The sequence below is a fragment of the Geobacillus sp. Y412MC52 genome (assembly GCF_000174795.2).
Lineage (GTDB): Bacteria > Bacillota > Bacilli > Bacillales > Anoxybacillaceae > Geobacillus > Geobacillus thermoleovorans.
Map to the genome: position 1 here is coordinate 2182132 of NC_014915.1, position 16332 is coordinate 2198463.

Consider the following 16332-nt stretch of genomic DNA (forward strand, 5'->3'; position numbering starts at 1 on the left):
TCCGACCGTTGGCGCAGCCTTATTTCGTTCAAACACGGTTTTGCACGGAACCATTAGACCGAACGGATTGGTTTGTTTTCGTCCTGCAGCAAGTGCACAGCGGCAGATGCCGCCTGCGCCAGCTGCTCGCATTGCCGCAAACGAATGCCAAAGAGCACGAGCGGGTCGCGGTACGCCTCAGGGTTTTTGCGCATCTGTTTGAGCTCGCCTTCCTGGGCAGCGATCTCCAGCTCCAGCCGTTTCAACGTTTCATCGAGCGCCGTCAATGGCGCATGGAAAAATTGAGTGACATCACGCTCAAGCGATTTGGCAAACCATTCAAACGGCAGCAGCAACTGCTGGATGATCGCCTCCACCACCTCAGCGTAATCTTGCGTCTGGATCAACTGCTTATACTTTTGCGCCAGCATCGCCTTGTTTTGCGCAAAGGCACCGAGCAGTTTGCCCGCCCCTTTCAACAGCAGCTGGCTTGGCGTTCTCCGCAAGAAAACGTTCACCTTGCCCACTTGCACCCCGTTGATCAACCGATCCGTATCGCGCCGCCAATCGGCGAGAATGCGAAAATCGCATTCGAGCTTGAGCCGTTCCTGGCCGAACATGGCGTTAAACCCTTCGCCCATTTCATGCAAAAACACCTGGCATTCGTTGAATTCGTCTTCCGTCGCTGCAATCCACTGTTCCATGGCGCGGCGCAGCTTTGGCAACGCCTCTTCATCAAGGTAAGCGCGAAGCCGTTCGTTCGCTTTGTTGTTCAGTTCAAGATGCAAGCGGGAAAAATCGCTGTCTTCGCTCACAAGATCCGCCATGCTGCGCAACAGATCGGGAATCGCCGTCAACAGCTCGCCCCGCATTTCCGCCAAGACGGTGTGGAACGACTTTGCCGTTTTGGCCGTTTTCTCCTCTTGCAGGTCGCCAAGCTGATGAATGGCGCCACTCAGTTTGGCCGCCATTTCTTTTTTCCATACGACCAGCTCCGCCAGTCGGCTTTCCGCCTCGGCCCGCTGCCGGAACAAATGAGCGATGAACTGGCGGATCGTCGTTAAAATCGCTTCCTCGCGGCGGACAGGGGACACGCATCGGCGCATCTCCTCAAGCCAGCCGACGAGGGCTTGCTGCTGCTTGCGGCTTGGCGCATGCGGCGAATAGACCATGACATTGGCTTCCGGAACGATCGTACGAACGTGCGCTTCCACTTCCTCAACGATTCTCGCCGTCTCCTCTTCATCCACCATCCCGTCGCCCGGAGGAAGCAAAACGTACATCGGCGCAGACGGCGCCCGCTCGCGAAGCTGCAGCATCAACTGTTCATCGGCGCTAGAAAACGGATCCTCGCCGTTGAGAAGAAAAAGAATGCTGTCAGCAAGCGAAAACGACACAAGCGCTTCATGGTCGGATGAAGCGCGTCCGCCGAGCGGGCCGATATCCAACAAGACAATCCCTTGCGGCACGAGTGAAAACGGCGCCGTGCATTCAATGACAGCGTCATCGGAGAATCGGCTTCCGCGGCCGCCCGTTGCCTGTTGAAATTCGTCAATGCTCGAAAAAACGGTAAACTGGTCGTCGCTGATTTTCGCCACTTCCATCTCCCCGCCGTTTCTCCACGCAAACACCGGCGCAGATGGCGCCGCCAACGCTGCCTCGCCGACCAACGTCCGCAAAAACGCCAACCGCTCATGGCGCGACGCCCCAGCGACCAAAACGAAATGCGTCCGCGAATCGGACAGTTGCCGCACGAACCAGCGGAAGCGGAAATGCGAGCCCGCCCGCTGCTCTTCCGCCCAATCGGCAATTTCTTCAAATAGCGACACACCTGCTTCCCCAGCTTGCCGTTTCGCATGGACGAGCCGCTTAGCGGCGTCGTTGACCGTCTCTTCTTCAAACGCCTCAGGAAATTTCTCACTCCACGCCAACAAGGCAGCCGCGGCCACCGCTGTCTCCGGACCGTCGGCTAAACTCACCCAGCTTTTGACAAGCGGTGGCACCACTTCCACCAACTCTTTCAATCGGTACGGCCCTTTCATCAATCCTGCATAGGCTTCCCCTAAAAGGCCGGGAATTCGCTTCCAGTCGTAGTCGCGGCCGATCGACAACTCATCATAGAGGCGGTTCCACTCTGCGAGCCACGAAAAATAGAGGTCACCATCCCGATAACCGTTCCATAGCGCCTGCACAAGCCGTTCAAACTTCACCCGATCCGTTTCGTACAACAGCGCCAGGCAGCGTGAAAACCGCGCAGGCGCCATCGTTCGCGCATGTCCTTGTTCCACATAACCGGTCAAAATGTCCGCCCAGCGGCGCGCCGACGTCCGCACCGCCTCTCCTAAAGCAAGCTCGACGGCGCTTTCCCAATCACCTTGCTCCTCGAAAAAGGCGCGCGCCCATTCGGTCATGTTCGGATAATCCGGATACAACGTCACGCCGCGCTTAATCATATCATCCGCTTTCGCGTTTTCCCCCAACTCACGGTAGAGCAAAAACAGGCGCAAAATGATTTCCGCATGCAACGTTTCGCTTTCCGTCTCAATCGAACGGTACAGCTCCTCGGCCAGCTCAAGCCGTCCAAGCTCATAGTAGCTGTCGGCGATATTTTTTTGCGCCCACGGGCGCAAATCGTCGTGATGGACTTGTTCCCATTTCAAGATCGCCGCTTCGTAGTCGCGGCGGTGGAAATACACTTCCCCTTGGGCAAAGCGAATCGACGACAAATCAGCGCCATCCCGATGCGCCGTGAAAAACATATCGCCAAGCGCGCTGACAACGTCGCGTTCTCCCGCCTCGACGAGCGTCTCGTAAAATGTTTTATGAACAAGTTGCTGTTCAAACCCCATGTCGATCACCTGACTCGTATATTTGCCATGCATGTTCATTGTATGGCACGTTTTCTAATTTTATTTCTATCTTATACATTTTAACAAACTTTCGCCGAAAGGAACGTTTCAATTTGTTTTCATTTGCAAGACAAAATTCGACCCAATATGCGATGAGGCCAACCAAAGGAACTTTCAATGGTGGTTACGGCCACGAACCACTTTGTTCTTTAACGTCTACAAATAGTAAAAAGACGAGGGAAAATAAAAAAGCACGTAACCGTTTGAGTGGTTAGGTGCTTATTCTATGATTTCGATTGACTTAATTTCTGGTTCACCAACACCGATATATTTCCCCTCAACAAACATGTCGAGGCTGTCATAATCATCATCAGTATCTTCTTGGTCGGTGTAATCTTGGACAATCCCCTCTAATATCTCACCATCTTTGAGAGTAACCCTTATTTTCTTCCCTACATATTCCCATAATCTCAATGCTTCTTCCCCCTTTCTTTTATTAAAGTTGGAACAATATGAGTCCCTGTCTTACTATAATGTATTTTAAAGTCTTTTGTTTTTACTTCTTCTCCCGTTGTTTGATCCACATATACCCCGATATATTTATCACCTTTTATGAGTTCTTTATTTATCCATTTTCCTTTGCCACTGAATTGAAGTATGCCAGTACCAGCATATTTCTTCACTAACTCATTGGCTTCCTCGTAAGAAATCGTTAAATAGCTTGGCGGGTGAAGACCTTTTGCTGCATTACGCTCAACATAGTCAAGATAGCGTTTATGAGATGGATTGTGCTTGTCATAATGGTTTCGACTGTGCTCCAACTTATAAACACCATTACGAATATCAGCCCGTATCTGCTCTTCTAGCGCTTGTTCTTTCTCTCTTTCTTTACGTTCAGCCTCGAGTTTTGGTTTCAACACATTTTTATTATACCACTCTTCATACGAAACGGAATCCACCACCCCATTCATCGACTGGCGTTTTTCGCCGTTTGTGTATTCCGATTCATCAAAATGCGGAATCGTCGTCGTTCGGCAGCGCACATGAAATGGAGGCGCGTTCGTCCCTGGCTGATAATCTCTGACGTTATAAACCTTTCCGTCTTGATACCTACAAATATCCGATGTTCGCATATCTAGCGTGGCCAAAAGTATGGGAAATTCAAACAGAACACAATCAAGTAATCGTATTGATCGAGGTATCTTTTGATGCCAAAAATTATATCATATGTAGAAACGTTTTAAAGGCTCTATATCCAAAGCTTATACCAAATCCAATCAAAGAAATCCCTGCCGCAACAGATAACCATTTTAGCCACTTTTGACTTATCATTTTTCTTCCCAAATGTACAGAGAGTGCTACTGTAAAATCCCATAATGCGATCCCCAGAAATATCGCACTACTTTTAGCAAGTGCATGATACCTTTCAATAGAATTCAATTCCATCGCTAATACAGATCCATAGATGCTAACCCAAAAAACAATATTAAGTGGATTCGATATAGCTATAAAGAAGCCAGAAAGATATGATTTGAATAAACCTTCTTTGTTAACCTCTCCGGTTATTTCAACCTTTTTAAATGCCTCCCTCTAGAAATGTTGATTTATCAAGGCTTTTCGGCCCCTCAGGGGTGTCCAAAAAATATTTTTCGACAAAATCCCTTACATCCTTTTTCAGTTTTGTGGATATCTTACAGACCTAGGGTGCGCTTCGCGGCCACGGCTGGGGATATTTTCCTTCCGTGGGGAGAAGCGTATTCGATGCACCCTTTGGATCTCCGCGTCGCTGATGAGGACGAACCCTCCCATGTCTCCGGGCGTCTTCGCGCCAACATTCCCTCGTTCGGTCTCGTCATCAGGCGGAGGCCGGCCAAGCTCCTTTGGGGACTCAAGGTCGAATGGATAAAATCACGCCAGCTTCTCCGGTGTCATCCTGTTGTCCAACGATTCTTCCGTTCGCAGGGGGAGGCCTTAGGCCGCCCGTTGCACCTGGGACAAGACGTCCTGTTTCATTCGCTCCGCGTCAAAGGCTTGTTTCTTCGTACAAATCGCAAACAGCACATTCAACAGCTTCCGGCATAATGCGACGATGGACTGCTTTCCGGTCAGCGGATTGACGGGGCGGGTCGTGTAATAGTCATGCAGCTCGCGAAACGCCTCGTTGTGCCGGATCAGCGGAATCATCGCCCGAAACAGCACCGATCGCAGCCGTTTCCGTCCCCGTTTGGAGATGTGCTTTTGCCCTTTGCGCTGGCCGGAGGAGTTCTCTTTGAGCGTCAGGCCCGCCAACTTCACCAATTGACGCGGGTCCCGATAGTGGGCGAAGCTGCCGATCTCCGCCAGCAGATCGATGATCGTGGCGTCTCCCAACCCGTCGACCGTTTTCAGCCATTGATACTCCATCGTCGTTTGAACCAACGCCTTCAACTCGGCGTCCAACGCGGCGATCTCAGCCTCCAATTGGCGGTATCGGCGGACGAGCGCGGCGATTTCAAACCGGGCCATCGTCGTCCCTTCCGTCACCCCAATCGAGTCCTTCGCGGCGTCGATCAACGCCTGAATTTTGGCCTTCTGCGGGCATTTCAGCCCTTCGCTTTGCCGGTACACTTCGATGAGCTCCTCGGCGGATCGGCCCGCCATATCAGCCGGAAGCGGCGTCCACTCCAGCACCGAAAGCGCCGTTTTCCCCAGGTCGCGAAACACCGTCCAAAACTCTGGAAAATATCGGTCGGTCCAGCGGACGATCGCGTTTTTCACCGCCGTCTGTTCCTTGCGGAGCTTCTCTTTGAGCGTGCTCCCGACGCGCAAATCGGCTTCGATCTCGTGCAGCAGCCGGGGGACGAGGAATCGTCCGTCTTTCGCCAGTCTGGCGATGACTAGGGCGTCTTTGGCGTCATGTTTCGTCGGCAGGTTGTCATCGAGTTCTTTCGACCGGCACACATGCGCCGGGTTGACCATGACCAACGGGATCCCGTGCTCCTCGAGGAAGTAGGCCAGGTTCAACCAGTAGTGCCCGGTCGGCTCCACCGCGACGATCACCTGCGGCTTTCCGAACGCTTGCATCGCCTCCTGAATCGCTTCATACAGCTGGCGAAAGCCCTCTTTCGACTGGAAGATCGGGAACGATTTGCGAAGCACACGCCCCCGGTCATCCACGAAGCAGGCGTAGTGGGTTCGTTTCGCGATATCGATGCCCACGACAAGCGTTTGTTCGGTGACTTGATTGATTTTCTGATTTTGTGTACAATTCATTTGAAGTCCTCCTTGGTATGGTGAGTGATGTGTTTGACACCCCTGCATCATACCAAGAGGGCTTTTTTTGATCAAGTCCCCGGAAAAGCTCCTAACGGGAATGCTCCTTTATGCTATCATAACCCAAATAACACAAAATGAAGAAACCAGAAAACCACATGATGAGCTGTACAACAGATTTTGTCAAAAAAACGGATAAGCCAAAAAAGATGGCAAACATTAGTACTATATCCGCTGACATTCCTCCCAATCCGACAACCCATGAATGAAAAAATCCGTACTTTATTCCCCGCTTCACCATTTCTATGTTAATAGGACCAATCGGAATTGATAAAGATAAGCCAAGAAGAACCGAAGCAAAAAAACTACTTAGCATATATTAATCTCTCCTTTTTTAATGGACACCTCATCACACTTTCTTCATTTGTATCAAGGTAATATATACTGTTTCCATTCTCTTTTGTCAGGGGCTCCATAATCGCCTATATCTGGATGAGGAGGAATTGCATCGTATTGTTTTAATCTGGCTCTAATCATTTCTCTTACTTGTTGACCTCTTGGAGTATCTCCTGTTATATCATCAAGCGTACCTCTCGGTTGGAAAGTAATTTCAAGCCCATTAGACGTGTATCTGCTTTTTCTTGCATGATAAATAGGAGCTCTGCAGACAACAAAAATAGGTTCTCCCCCAAAACAATACTCCCATTTAGGATGATTTGGGTCTGTTGGAATGTCTCTAGGCCATGGTTCTGGATCATGCTCCATTAAAAATTGTAACACTTTCTAAAACTGTCCTTTGTAATATTCTGCATACACAACTTCTTTCGGAGGTTTAAAAAATGTTACTAAAGTAGTTCGTTTCCCAATGTTTCTATATGTCTTAATGTATTCATATAAACCGTCTCGTAGTCTTAATAATTCATCTTCAGTTGTCGACTGTACAAAAATATATCGTGACAAACCTTTTTTCTCAGCTTCTACTGCAAAATAACAAGGATAAGGATGTTCCTTATCTAGAATATTATCTCTAAAACTTTGATAACATTCTAATTCCCAATTTTTCAAAATTTTTTCTTTTATTCTCCTATTTATTTCGACCTGATCTAGAACAATTCCTGTCTTAGTTAACATAGAACCACCTCCTAAAAATACTTAATATTTCCTTCAATACAAATACTAACACTAATCGTTTTTTTGCTCAATATTTAGAATTATAATTCAAATATAATTAACATTCTCTTCATAATATCCTAATGTAAATTAGCACATTATTTCAGAATCCCTTTTTCAAATTATTTCAGGAGGATTCGGAAATCATGCGCAAAATTTTTACGGATTATTCTGGATTTTGCACATTCTTTTGGAACGTTTGCACGCTCTTTCAAATGAAGATTTCTACTCTCACATCATAGACGAGAAGGAACAAAAAGAATCGCGGCAGGTAGATCAAACCATGATGGAACTCTATAATGCCCTGTGATCACCGCGCAAAATTCGTGCAAAATTTTTTCGGATCCTATCGTTTTTTTCGAGATTCCCAAAAAATGAAAAACGACCGCAAACGCGGTCGTATCAAGGGTTTTGAGGATTTTAACCCGAACGAATCGTATGTAAGTGGCGTCCCAGGAGAGACTCGAACTCCCGACCGACGGCTTAGAGCCGATGCCCCTTCCTCTACAAGCTTACTCGAAGAAGATGGATGCGTCGGGGCAACTCGCAGTTGTTTCAAAGAAGCTATTGCTCGTTGCTCTATCCTGCTGAGCTACTGGGACATCATCGACAGAACACGCCAATATTCCCACTGTCGGCTCTTATAACCAAATAAAAAATTCCCCTCTCGCACATGGAATCAATCTTCTTCCCTGGCGATCGGAGAACTTCGTTCCAGCGCCTTTTGCGCGTTCTTTTTGTATGGAAATGGCGTCCCAGGAGAGACTCGAACTCCCGACCGACGGCTTAGAAGGCCGCTGCTCTATCCTACTGAGCTACTGGGACATAGCAATCATGACACTCTCATTATTCCGCTGCCCCTTCCTCTACAAGCCGATTCGAAGAAGCCAGATGCGTCGGGGCAACTCGCAGTTGTTTCAAAGAAGCTATTGCTCGTTGCTCTATCCTACTGAGCTACTGGGACATAGCAATCATGACACTCTCATTATTCCGTCCAAGTTGCTGGAGCATCATCAATAGAACATAATACTCCACGATATTCGCGATAAAATAAAGGAAAGCGGGTGATGGGAATCGAACCCACGACTTCAGCTTGGGAAGCTGAGGTTTTACCATTAAACTACACCCGCATAATTCATATCAATGAACTTGTCTTAAAAACGATTGCAATAAAAATATAATGGCAAATCGCTTTTTTGTCAATATCTTTTTTAAGATAATTAAACGCGCTCGAGAGGATTCGAACCCCTAACCTTCTGATCCGTAGTCAGATGCTCTATCCAATTGAGCTACGAGCGCATGATGGAAAAGCGGAAGACGGGACTCGAACCCGCGACCCCCACCTTGGCAAGGTGGTGTTCTGCCACTGAACTACTTCCGCATCATGAGAAGAATTCATTCCTTCAAAACTAGATAACCGTCGGAAGAAGCCGCTCGCCTGCGCTTTTCGCATTGTCCAGCTCCGGCTCGCCGCCGCTCGGGGTCAAATAACCTTCGCCTTCGGGATGTGAACATCCCTGCAGGCGAAGAACATTTGCCCGTCGCGGCGACCCGCTCGCCTGCGCTTTTCTTGGTTAAGCCCTCGATCGATTAGTATCCGTCAGCTCCACGTGTCGCCACGCTTCCACCTCGGACCTATCGACCTCGTCATCTTCGAGGGATCTTACCCGCTTCACGCGGTGGGAAATCTCATCTTGAGGGGGGCTTCACGCTTAGATGCTTTCAGCGCTTATCCCGTCCGCACATAGCTACCCAGCGGTGCCCCTGGCGGGACAACTGGTACACCAGCGGTGCGTCCATCCCGGTCCTCTCGTACTAAGGACAGCTCCTCTCAAATTTCCTCCGCCCGCGACGGATAGGGACCGAACTGTCTCACGACGTTCTGAACCCAGCTCGCGTACCGCTTTAATGGGCGAACAGCCCAACCCTTGGGACCGACTACAGCCCCAGGATGCGATGAGCCGACATCGAGGTGCCAAACCTCCCCGTCGATGTGGACTCTTGGGGGAGATCAGCCTGTTATCCCCGGGGTAGCTTTTATCCGTTGAGCGATGGCCCTTCCATGCGGAACCACCGGATCACTAAGCCCGACTTTCGTCCCTGCTCGACCTGTCCGTCTCGCAGTCAAGCTCCCTTGTGCCTTTGCACTCTCCGAATGATTTCCAACCATTCTGAGGGAACCTTTGGGCGCCTCCGTTACCTTTTGGGAGGCGACCGCCCCAGTCAAACTGCCCACCTGACACTGTCTCCCACCCCGCTAAGGGGTGCGGGTTAGAATTTCAATACCGCCAGGGTGGTATCCCACCGCCGCCTCCACCGAAGCTGGCGCTCCGGCTTCCCAGGCTCCCACCTATCCTGTACAAGCGATACCAAAATTCCATATCAGGCTGCAGTAAAGCTCCACGGGGTCTTTCCGTCCTGTCGCGGGTAACCTGCATCTTCACAGGTAGTATAATTTCACCGGGTCTCTCGTTGAGACAGCGCCCAAGTCGTTACACCTTTCGTGCGGGTCGGAACTTACCCGACAAGGAATTTCGCTACCTTAGGACCGTTATAGTTACGGCCGCCGTTTACTGGGGCTTCGGTTCGCACCTTCGCTTCCGCTAAGCGCTCCCCTTAACCTTCCAGCACCGGGCAGGTGTCAGCCCCTATACGTCGCCTTTCGGCTTCGCAGAGACCTGTGTTTTTGATAAACAGTCGCTTGGGCCTTTTCACTGCGGCTCTTCAGGGCTCTTCACCCCAAAGAGCACCCCTTCTCCCGAAGTTACGGGGTCATTTTGCCGAGTTCCTTAACGAGAGTTCTCCCGCGCGCCTTAGGATTCTCTCCTCGCCTACCTGTGTCGGTTTGCGGTACGGGCACCTCTTCCCTCGCTAGAGGCTTTTCTTGGCAGTGTGAAATCGGGGACTTCCGGATCCATCCGTCGCCGTCACCGCTTGGCCTTATGATCCGCGGATTTGCCTGCGGATCAGCCTCACGGCTTGGACAGGCTCTTCCAGCCGCCTGCTCGCCCTATCCTCCTGCGTCCCCCCATCGCTCAAACGGGAAGAAGGTGGTACAGGAATCTCAACCTGTTGTCCATCACCTACGCCTTTCGGCCTCGGCTTAGGTCCCGACTAACCCTGAGCGGACGAACCTTCCTCAGGAACCCTTAGGCTTTCGGCGCAGAGGATTCTCACCTCTGTTTTCGCTACTCATACCGGCATTCTCACTTCTAAGCGCTCCACCAGTCCTTCCGGTCTGGCTTCTCTGCCCTTAGAACGCTCCCCTACCGATGACCAACGGTCATCCCGCAGCTTCGGCGGCACGTTTAGCCCCGGTACATTTTCGGCGCAGAGTCACTCGACCAGTGAGCTATTACGCACTCTTTAAATGGTGGCTGCTTCTAAGCCAACATCCTGGTTGTCTCGGCAACTCCACATCCTTTTCCACTGAACGTGCACTTCGGGGCCTTAGCTGGCGGTCTGGGCTGTTCCCCTCTCGACCACGGATCTTATCACTCGCGGTCTGACTCCCGGGCATAAGTCATTGGCATTCGGAGTTTGACTGGGTTCGGTAACCCGTTTTGGGCCCCTAGCCCAATCAGTGCTCTACCTCCAAGACTCCTAAACCCGAGGCTAGCCCTAAAGCTATTTCGGGGAGAACCAGCTATCTCCAAGTTCGATTGGCATTTCACCCCTACCCACACCTCATCCCCGCACTTTTCAACGTGCGTGGGTTCGGGCCTCCAGCCGGTGTTACCCGGCCTTCACCCTGGACATGGGTAGATCACCTGGTTTCGGGTCGACGACGACGTACTTGACGCCCTGTTCAGACTCGCTTTCGCTGCGGCTCCGCCTCTTCGGCTTAACCTCGCACGCCATCGTCACTCGCCGGTTCATTCTACAAAAGGCACGCCATCACCCATCAACGGGCTCTGACTACTTGTAGGCACACGGTTTCAGGTTCTCTTTCACTCCCCTCCCGGGGTGCTTTTCACCTTTCCCTCACGGTACTGGTGCACTATCGGTCACTAGGGAGTATTTAGCCTTGGGAGATGGTCCTCCCTGCTTCCGACGGGATTCCTCGTGTCCCGCCGTACTCAGGATCCGCTCGGGAGGGAACGAAGTTTCGACTACAGGGCTCTCACCTTCTCTGGCCGGCCGTTCCAGACCGGTTCGTCTACCCCGTCCCTTTCTCACTCCCATCGTGAGCGGTCCTACAACCCCAAGAGGACATGCCTCTTGGTTTGGGCTGTTCCCGTTTCGCTCGCCGCTACTCAGGGAATCGCGGTTGCTTTCTTCTCCTCCGGGTACTAAGATGTTTCAGTTCCCCGGGTGTGCCCTCCATGCCCTATGGATTCAGGCATGGATACTGCCCCATTACGGACAGTGGGTTCCCCCATTCGGACATCTCCGGATCAACGCTTGCTTACAGCTCCCCGAAGCGTTTCGGCGTTTGCCCCGTCCTTCATCGGCTCCTAGTGCCAAGGCATCCACCGTGCGCCCTTTCCAGCTTAACCTATTGCGCTCTCGGCTTCTTCCTTATGTTACTCGGTTATCTAGTTTTCAAGGAACGAAGTAGCTCCTTTGAATTCGCTTCTTCGCTGGTTTGCGTCGAGGAATTCGGCTTCTCCGAATCCGCTTGTAGACGCAAAGCGACTTCTTTGAACAAACTTCCTTGCGGCTTTGTGCCGAGGAATCTTGCTTCCCTGAACCTGCTAGCAGACGCAGGCACAGGCGCTTTTGAAGGAACTTTTCATTCCTTCAAAACTGAACGAAGCGACTGCCTTGAGTCTGCTTCCTTGCAGCTTTGCGCCGAGGAATCCATCTTCCTTGAATCTGCTGGAAGACGCAGGCGCAAAACAAGTGAAGGAATTTCTCATTCCCTCAAAACCGAACGAAACGAAAGCGCTGTGTATCGACAGTTGGCCGCCATTACGGCCTCCGCTTTTCGGATTGTCTAGCTCCGGCCGCCATCGGCTCGCGACGCTTCGGTCCTGCTGCGGCGGCGACAGCCTCCTCGCAGGCCCTCCAGCGCACCTCGCCGATAAGCGGGCGGCCTCCGCTTTTCGTCCTTAGAAAGGAGGTGATCCAGCCGCACCTTCCGGTACGGCTACCTTGTTACGACTTCACCCCAATCACTTGCCCCACCTTCGGCGGCTGGCTCCCTTGCGGGTTGCCTCACCGACTTCGGGTGTTGCAAGCTCTCGTGGTGTGACGGGCGGTGTGTACAAGGCCCGGGAACGTATTCACCGCGGCATGCTGATCCGCGATTACTAGCGATTCCGGCTTCATGCAGGCGAGTTGCAGCCTGCAATCCGAACTGAGAGCGGCTTTTTGGGATTCGCTCCCCCTCGCGGGTTCGCAGCCCTTTGTACCGCCCATTGTAGCACGTGTGTAGCCCAGGTCATAAGGGGCATGATGATTTGACGTCATCCCCACCTTCCTCCGACTTGTCGCCGGCAGTCCCTCTAGAGTGCCTAACTGAATGCTGGCAACTAGAGGCGAGGGTTGCGCTCGTTGCGGGACTTAACCCAACATCTCACGACACGAGCTGACGACAACCATGCACCACCTGTCACCCTGTCCCCCCGAAGGGGGAACGCCCAATCTCTTGGGTTGTCAGGGGATGTCAAGACCTGGTAAGGTTCTTCGCGTTGCTTCGAATTAAACCACATGCTCCACCGCTTGTGCGGGCCCCCGTCAATTCCTTTGAGTTTCAGCCTTGCGGCCGTACTCCCCAGGCGGAGTGCTTATCGCGTTAGCTGCAGCACTAAAGGGTGTGACCCCTCTAACACTTAGCACTCATCGTTTACGGCGTGGACTACCAGGGTATCTAATCCTGTTTGCTCCCCACGCTTTCGCGCCTCAGCGTCAGTTGCAGGCCAGAGAGCCGCCTTCGCCACTGGTGTTCCTCCACATCTCTACGCATTTCACCGCTACACGTGGAATTCCGCTCTCCTCTCCTGCACTCAAGTCCCCCAGTTTCCAATGACCCTCCACGGTTGAGCCGTGGGCTTTCACATCAGACTTAAGGGACCGCCTGCGCGCGCTTTACGCCCAATAATTCCGGACAACGCTCGCCCCCTACGTATTACCGCGGCTGCTGGCACGTAGTTAGCCGGGGCTTCCTCGTGAGGTACCGTCACCGCGCCGCCCTCTTCGAACGGCGCCCCTTCGTCCCTCACAACAGAGCTTTACGACCCGAAGGCCTTCTTCGCTCACGCGGCGTCGCTCCGTCAGGCTTTCGCCCATTGCGGAAGATTCCCTACTGCTGCCTCCCGTAGGAGTCTGGGCCGTGTCTCAGTCCCAGTGTGGCCGGTCACCCTCTCAGGCCGGCTACGCATCGTCGCCTTGGTGAGCCGTTACCTCACCAACTAGCTAATGCGCCGCGGGCCCATCCGCAAGTGACAGCCAAAGGCCGCCTTTCAACCAAAGACCATGCGGTCTTCGGTGTTATCCGGTATTAGCTCCGGTTTCCCGGAGTTATCCCGGTCTTGCGGGCAGGTTGCCCACGTGTTACTCACCCGTCCGCCGCTGACCAAATCAGAGCAAGCTCCGATTTGGTCCGCTCGACTTGCATGTATTAGGCACGCCGCCAGCGTTCGTCCTGAGCCAGGATCAAACTCTCCAAAGAAAGTTGATTGGCTTTTCGCATTGTCTAGCTTCGGCCAAAGCGGCCTCCGCTTTTCTTTCGCGCTTCGTTTCGTTCAGTTTTCAAGGAACAACAGTTACTATTATAAACAATCTTTCAAAAATGTCAACTACTGATTCTCTTCTAATTACTACCGCGTTCATTTCGCATTTCGTCGCGGCAATTATTCATTATACGCAGTGTTAACTATTTGTCAATAGTTTTTTTTATTTCATGATTGTTTGATCGTTGCACTCCGACATTCCGTCGAAGCGGCGATTTTTATTTTATACACTATCTCACCTTATGTCAACTACTTTTTTAGGTTGAACGCTCTCCCACCTACGCTAACGCTTAGAGGTGGGAGATTCTTGGGAACATCCGCCCCACGGCAGGCTGTCAACCAAGCCATCCCCGTGCGTCCCACGGTTGGGCTGCCTTACTTACAAAGACAGCAAACGAAACCAGCCCCCACTATCTACATTCGACTTGGCCTCCCGAATCGCTTCGACTGCTGTATGATATAATTTCTTAAAAAGAATATGTTGCAAGGAGCAGACCTCGAGGATCGCTATGCATATTTTTAAGGAGGGAAACAGCCGTGACCTATCCATTTTCTGCACTGCTTGACGGCTACCGCCGCCTTTGGCCGAACCGATCGCTGGCGGCCGGACCGCTTGATGAACAAGAAAGCCAAACTCTTTTGTATGAAACGATAAGGCAAGAGCTGCGCGATGAATGGACGCATCCGCGCGTGCGGCAATCGTCCGAAGTGAAGTTTTATTACGCCGTTAAGCGGGTGGCCGCTTCTGACTTGCCGGATGGCATGAAAGTAGCACTCATTCAAGCGTATTTGACGGTGATGGAACAATTGCAAGCCAATCATACATAAAACAGACGAATCCGGTTCACACTACTGAGCGAAAAAACATTTCTTGTTAAGGAGGATGGCAGTTATGGCGTTAATTCCGTATGACCCGTTCCGGCACTTGGAATCGATTCGCCGGGATATGAACCGTTTTTTTGCTAGTGATTTTCCATCGCTGTTCACTCATATGGATGAGCAGCACTGGATGCCGCGCATCGACATGCATGAAACGGCCAACGAATACGTCGTTTCGTGCGATTTACCGGGGCTGGAGCGGAAAGAGGATGTGCACATTGACGTGCAGAACAACATGTTGACCATCAGCGGCACGATTCAACGCCACCACGATGTAAGAGAAGAACAAATGCACCGGCGCGAACGCTTCTTCGGTCGCTTCCAGCGTTCGATCACCCTGCCGGCGGATGCGGCGACGGAAAACATTCGCGCGACGTACAAAAACGGCGTGCTTGACATTCATATCCCGAAAACAACGACAGGAACGAAAAAACGAGTTGATATCGAGTTCCATTAATGCGGAAGGGAGCGGCTTATCGACCGCTCCCCTTTTCGTTGCCCTCGCTGCTTGAGCGGATGACGAGCTCTGTCGGCACGACGACCTTTTTGCAAATCGCTCGTTTCGTCGTCAACCGTTCGATGAGCAGCTCAACCGCTGTTTCACCCATAAATTCTGTGTATACTTTCACCGTCGAAAGCGGCGGGTGAAGAAATGCGGCCGTCGGAATATCATTGAATCCGACAATCGCCGCCTCTTCCGGAACAGCGATCCCGGCTTCATGCAGCGCACGCAGGGCGCCAATCGCCATCGAATCACTGGCAATGAAAAACGCCGTCGGCAAGTCGCCGCCTGAAACAGCCTCTTTCATCAGCCGATAGCCATCTTCAGCAGTGAAGGCACCGATCCATACATAGCGGGAATCATACAGCCCTTTGACATACAAATATTCGTAAAACGCCGCTTCGCGCTCATCGCGGATCGGCGTTTCCCCGTCGACATATTCACGGCCGCCGATATAGCCAATTTTCGTATGCCCCAACCGAAGCAAATAATCAAGCACCGTCACCGTCGCTTGACGCAAGTCGATGACGACTGAATCAAACCGATGCTCATCAGGCGAACAGTCGACAAACACAATTTGTTTGGCCCCGGCGGCAAAAACCTCGACTTCCTTCGGCCCGAATTTTCCGACGGCGATGATGCCATCGAGCGCCTCCATCCGTTCGATCGGATAGGCGCCGTGCTGTTTAAACAATTTGACGAGTTCGATGCCGCGGTCAAAACACTCTTTTTCCACTCCGAGGCGAATCGCCATATAATATGGGTCATCGATTTCCTGGCGCTCCGAATACCAGTGAATGAGCCCGAAGCGAAACGATTCGCGCGCTTGCTGGCTTCGTTCCCGCAATGTTTTGTAGTTCAGCTCTTGGGCGACTTCAAAAATGCGCCTTCTCGTTTCATCAGAAACGGACAGCGTCACATCGTAATTAAGCACGCGCGACACCGTCGCGACCGAAACGCCGACTTTTTCCGCGATTTCTTTTAACGTAGCCATAGTCTGTTTGCGATCCCTTCCTTATGTTTC

The 16332-nt window shown here is 51.7% G+C and carries 9 protein-coding genes, 4 tRNA genes, 2 rRNA genes and 1 pseudogene; 2 read left to right on the top strand and 14 right to left on the bottom strand.

Annotation, left to right across the window (positions count from 1 at the left end):
* Window positions 1-53: 53 nt before the first annotated feature.
* From GYMC52_RS10710 to GYMC52_RS10765, 13 genes and pseudogenes are all read right to left on the bottom strand, one after another.
* On the bottom strand, window positions 54-2867 hold the full coding sequence (locus GYMC52_RS10710) for a tetratricopeptide repeat protein (protein ID WP_013524088.1): 2814 nt from the start codon (window positions 2865-2867) through the stop codon (window positions 54-56).
* A gap of 240 nt (window positions 2868-3107) precedes the next feature.
* A complete protein-coding gene (locus tag GYMC52_RS10715) occupies window positions 3108-3302 on the bottom strand; it encodes a hypothetical protein (protein ID WP_013524089.1) in 195 nt (64 codons plus the stop codon).
* A complete protein-coding gene (locus GYMC52_RS10720; RefSeq protein ID WP_255347932.1) occupies window positions 3299-3976 on the bottom strand; it encodes a polymorphic toxin type 50 domain-containing protein in 678 nt (225 codons plus the stop codon). The genes GYMC52_RS10715 and GYMC52_RS10720 overlap by 4 nt, the downstream gene beginning before the upstream one ends.
* Window positions 3977-4046: 70 nt before the next feature.
* A complete protein-coding gene (locus GYMC52_RS18730; protein WP_255347952.1) occupies window positions 4047-4394 on the bottom strand; it encodes a LysE family transporter in 348 nt (115 codons plus the stop codon).
* A gap of 405 nt (window positions 4395-4799) precedes the next feature.
* Window positions 4800-6080: an IS110 family transposase gene (locus GYMC52_RS10725; RefSeq protein ID WP_013523632.1), complete on the bottom strand. Its 1281-nt coding sequence runs from the start codon at window positions 6078-6080 to the stop codon at window positions 4800-4802.
* Window positions 6081-6171: 91 nt separating this feature from the next.
* Window positions 6172-6456, bottom strand: coding sequence for a LysE family transporter (locus GYMC52_RS10730; protein WP_047752907.1), 285 nt, complete (start codon window positions 6454-6456; stop codon window positions 6172-6174).
* A gap of 53 nt (window positions 6457-6509) precedes the next feature.
* Window positions 6510-7211: pseudogene (locus tag GYMC52_RS10735) on the bottom strand (YqcI/YcgG family protein).
* 787 nt (window positions 7212-7998) lie between these two features.
* Window positions 7999-8075 (bottom strand) — tRNA-Arg (locus GYMC52_RS10740).
* Window positions 8076-8309: 234 nt separating this feature from the next.
* Window positions 8310-8380 (bottom strand) — tRNA-Gly (locus GYMC52_RS10745).
* Window positions 8381-8475: 95 nt separating this feature from the next.
* Window positions 8476-8549 (bottom strand) — tRNA-Arg (locus GYMC52_RS10750).
* Window positions 8550-8559: 10 nt separating this feature from the next.
* Window positions 8560-8631 (bottom strand) — tRNA-Gly (locus GYMC52_RS10755).
* Between the two features lie 189 nt (window positions 8632-8820).
* A 23S ribosomal RNA gene (locus tag GYMC52_RS10760) occupies window positions 8821-11749 on the bottom strand.
* A 559-nt stretch (window positions 11750-12308) separates the two neighbouring features.
* A 16S ribosomal RNA gene (locus GYMC52_RS10765) occupies window positions 12309-13866 on the bottom strand.
* Together the 16S and 23S rRNA genes with 4 tRNA genes alongside form the textbook arrangement of a ribosomal RNA operon.
* Before the next feature lie 598 nt (window positions 13867-14464).
* On the opposite strand from GYMC52_RS10765, the gene GYMC52_RS10770 reads away from it, so the two are divergent.
* Both GYMC52_RS10770 and GYMC52_RS10775 read left to right on the top strand, forming a co-directional pair.
* Window positions 14465-14755, top strand: coding sequence for a hypothetical protein (locus GYMC52_RS10770; RefSeq protein WP_011231630.1), 291 nt, complete (start codon window positions 14465-14467; stop codon window positions 14753-14755).
* A gap of 64 nt (window positions 14756-14819) precedes the next feature.
* Window positions 14820-15263 (top strand): Hsp20/alpha crystallin family protein, encoded by a 444-nt coding sequence (locus GYMC52_RS10775; protein ID WP_011231631.1) that lies wholly within the window; start codon window positions 14820-14822, stop codon window positions 15261-15263.
* Between the two features lie 16 nt (window positions 15264-15279).
* Here GYMC52_RS10775 and GYMC52_RS10780 read toward each other — a convergent pair whose 3' ends face one another.
* Entirely contained in the window at window positions 15280-16302 is a 1023-nt protein-coding gene (locus GYMC52_RS10780; protein ID WP_013524091.1) for a LacI family DNA-binding transcriptional regulator, read from the bottom strand.
* Window positions 16303-16332 lie beyond the last annotated feature (30 nt).

Excerpts from the sequence above, each read along its gene's own strand:
- GYMC52_RS10775 (WP_011231631.1), top strand. The coding sequence starts at position 14,820 with ATGGCGTTAATTCCGTATGACCCGTTCCGGCACTTGGAATCGATTCGC.
- GYMC52_RS10780 (WP_013524091.1), bottom strand. The coding sequence starts at position 16,302 with ATGGCTACGTTAAAAGAAATCGCGGAAAAAGTCGGCGTTTCGGTCGCG.
- GYMC52_RS10710 (WP_013524088.1), bottom strand. The coding sequence starts at position 2,867 with ATGAACATGCATGGCAAATATACGAGTCAGGTGATCGACATGGGGTTT.
- GYMC52_RS10725 (WP_013523632.1), bottom strand. The coding sequence starts at position 6,080 with ATGAATTGTACACAAAATCAGAAAATCAATCAAGTCACCGAACAAACG.
- GYMC52_RS10730 (WP_047752907.1), bottom strand. The coding sequence starts at position 6,456 with ATGCTAAGTAGTTTTTTTGCTTCGGTTCTTCTTGGCTTATCTTTATCA.